The sequence below is a fragment of the Mesotoga infera genome (assembly GCA_011045915.1).
Taxonomy (GTDB): Bacteria; Thermotogota; Thermotogae; order Petrotogales; family Kosmotogaceae; genus Mesotoga; species Mesotoga infera_D.
In genome coordinates, this window is the sequence record DSBT01000325.1 from 1 (window position 1) to 3,306 (window position 3,306).

Genomic DNA, 3,306 nt, shown 5'->3' on the forward strand with positions numbered 1-3,306 from the left:
ACTCTTAGATGATAAGGAAGAGCGATTCCAAGGAATACTGACAATGTGAGGCCTTGATATACCGTCGAAATCATGATTTGGTAAGCAATTATGCTGACTCTTCTCACGGGAAGAACGAGAAGCATGTCTATCTCCTCATTTCTCATGAAGAGATACGATGACGTCGCCGAGAAGGATATAAGAAAGAACAGTCCGGAAATGGTGAGAAAAAAACCGGCCATAACTTTGCCAAGGGCGATTCCCTCCACTTCCACTCCAGCAGTTGCTCCATAGACTTCCCACAGGAAGAACCCTATCATGACCGTGAAAACAGCGAATACGAACAGCTGACTTGAGATGCCGCCTCTGGTTCCTTTCTTGCCAGGGAACATAAAGAGCTTATACTTGAAGAATAGCTTTAGATCGTTCATGACTAACACCTCACAATGCACTTACTATTTCCTGGATATCTTCATCTTCTCCGGTAAGCTGCAGAAACAGATTCTCTAGACTCTCTTTTTCGTCGGCTCCGGCCCTCTTTCTAAGCTCGTTCATTGTTCCTTCAGAGATCAACCTTCCCTTGTTGATAATCCCTATCCTGTCACACATCTTTTCAGCGATTTCAAGCACGTGGGTCGTCATGAAAATTGTAGATCCCTCGTTCTTGTACTTCTCCAGAAGCATCTTCAGAATTTTAGCGCTTCTTGCGTCGAGGCCGACTGTGGGTTCGTCCAGAAATATCACTTCGGGCCTTCTCATCAGAACGGATATGACCATTATTTTCTGTTTCATACCGTGGGACATCTCTGAAATCATCTTACCCAGATAATCGATGCCGAATGCTTCACAGAGCTCCCCCACTCTCTTTTTTGCTTCTTGTTTCTTGTCAGGAAAGACGTCCATGATGAATTCGAGAAACTCTGCACCAGTGAAATAGGAATATATTCTAGGTTCATCCGGAACAACACCTATCTTGCTCTTTATAAGAAGTTCGTTTCCAGAATAATCCATGTTTAGAATCCTTACTTCTCCAGATGTAGGTCTCAGGGTGCCCGTAAGCATTTTTATGGTCGTCGTTTTTCCGGCTCCGTTTGGCCCAAGAAAGCCATATATCTCCCCTGAACTAACCGACAGATCAACCTCGTTGACCACCGGGTCTTTATCGAAGATCTTTGTGAGCTTAGAGCAACTAATCAAGTAACGTCCCTCCAAACGAATGACTAAATGACTATCTCGATAAATGTTCCAACCCAATTCTACGACAAGAGCAGCAACATTTCACACAAATTGTTTTCGAATTCGTTACTGAGTGTGGGATCTCTATATAGCGCTGTGAATCATGAAGTCAGATGATATAATTGGCTAAGTTTGTTGAGGTGCGAATATGAGAAGAACGGTTTCCTTCGCAATCCTGGCTGTCGTGGTGATGGTTCTATTACTGGGAATAGATGGTTTTAGCTTTGACCCCTCTCCCGCGGCCTTTTTGAGCGATGACGATCCCGAACTCGCATCATTCAATCGCATCGCCGAAGTTTTCGGGGATACCGGGTCGATTGTGGTAATTCTCAATTCTTCCGATACCTCGCTTGAGCTTCTCAGAAGGATAACAGAAGAGATAAAATCTCTTGATTGGATAAGCTCCGTTTTGTCGGCCACTGACGCTATTAAGCTGGGAGAGTTCAATCTTCTGTCGTTCAGTATTCACACTGAGTCTTTTGTATATGAAGAAGACGGAAAACTCATTCTGAATAAGGATTTGTTAAAGGATCCGATGTACAGCAATCTTCTTGTCTCTTCAGACGGCAGGTACTATGGAGTGCTTGTTAGTATCGCCGATGGGAATGAATTGAGCAGTGACATTCTCGTCCCTCAGCTTCGTTCCAGGCTCGATTCGCTCGGTGTAAAAAACTATAGACTTATAGGCGAAAGCGTTGCCAACTCTGCAACCTTCAGGTCCATAATTGATCTCACTTTCAAGTACCCTCCCTTTATATTGCTCGCCATTCTAGGGGTTTACGTCATCAAGTTCAGAAGAATTTCGTTGTCGCTTCTAACCCTTATACCGCCTTTAGCCGCAGTAATGGTGATCATCGGGATTATGGGAATGATGGAGCTTTCAATAAATAGCCTCACGGTCATGGTTCCCTCATTTATCGTCATTATTGGAAGCGCCTACGGAATGCACTTTCTGTCAAGGTTTGAGGAAAACATACACTTAAAGAATGCTGTAAAGAGGACAGTGCTCGAAGAGAGAGTACCTGTTCTTTTCTCGGCTTTGACTACTATGGCTGGTTTCTCTTCATATATTCTGCTCGACATGAAGGCCTTTCAAGAGATGGGGATTTTTGTTTGCTCGGGGATTTTCTTCTCGGCGATTTTTACAATGACTGTCCTCCCGGGACTGGTAACTACAAAGAAAATCAAGAAGCGAGAAATTTCGCTTCCAAGAGATGTGAATGCCGTTGTGAAGAAGGTAGTAATCTGGGCAATAATTGTAATTGCCATTTCTTCTCCACTCTTGATAATGACTATTCCAATGACTATTGATCAGTACAACTTTTTCAAAGAGGGCTCGGAAATCAGGAACAGTGCACAGACAATGAAAGAGGCCTTTGGCTGGCTGACAAATTATGCTCTCATGGCAAAACCGAAAGGTGGCCAAAGCCCGGTGTTGACGGCAGATCAAGTCGAGAGTCTTGGAGCTCTTGAAGAGGAATTGAAGAGACTCGATGGAGTCTCCAAGGTGATGAGTCTTTTTGACCTGTCGAGAGAGACGAATATTCCCGTGACTTTGATGATTAGAGTGCTGAACTCAACTGATTTCTTTGGCGACTCCACTTCGCTGTTATTAAGCGATAATGCAATAAGATTCAACCTTTTTTCGCCTGAAAGCGACAGTCTCAGCGCGGAGAGACTGAAAACCTCAGTAGAAGAGCTGATTGAAAGAAACAAGGAACTCCAAAGTAGATTTGAGTTTACTCTGGCGGGAACGACGCTTATATGGAAGAGCGTCAACTCTTCGGTCGTTAATAATCAGATTCAGAGCTTGATAGTATCATTTGGACTTATCATACTTCTGCTATTCACGATATTCAGGAGCTTGAAGTCGACCATAATAGCCACGATTCCAATTCTGTTGACAACACTATTCAACTTCATTTTCATGGCCGTTTTCAGGATACCTCTCAGCATTTCAACGGCTCTCATTTCGGGAATGTTGATGGGGCTGGTAATCGATTATGCGATTCACTTCACCATCTGGTTCAGGAGATTCGGTGATTCACGCAGGGCATATCAACAGACCGCAAATGCAATTCTTGCAAATGG

Annotated in this window: 3 protein-coding genes; 1 reads left to right on the forward strand and 2 read right to left on the reverse strand. The window is 43.8% G+C overall.

Annotated elements, in window-relative coordinates; genetic code table 11:
• Together ENN47_10610 and ENN47_10615 are read right to left on the reverse strand one after the other, a co-directional pair.
• On the reverse strand, positions 1-410 hold a 410-nt coding region (locus ENN47_10610), incomplete at its 3' end, for a hypothetical protein (protein HDP78608.1).
• 10 nt (positions 411-420) lie between these two features.
• Positions 421-1,176 carry an ABC transporter ATP-binding protein gene (locus tag ENN47_10615; GenBank protein ID HDP78609.1) on the reverse strand — a complete coding sequence of 252 codons (756 nt, stop codon included), beginning with the start codon at positions 1,174-1,176 and terminating at the stop codon, positions 421-423.
• A gap of 187 nt (positions 1,177-1,363) precedes the next feature.
• Between ENN47_10615 and ENN47_10620 the strand changes: the two genes are divergently transcribed.
• A partial coding sequence (locus tag ENN47_10620; protein ID HDP78610.1) for a multidrug RND transporter occupies positions 1,364-3,306 on the forward strand: 1,943 nt, incomplete at its 3' end.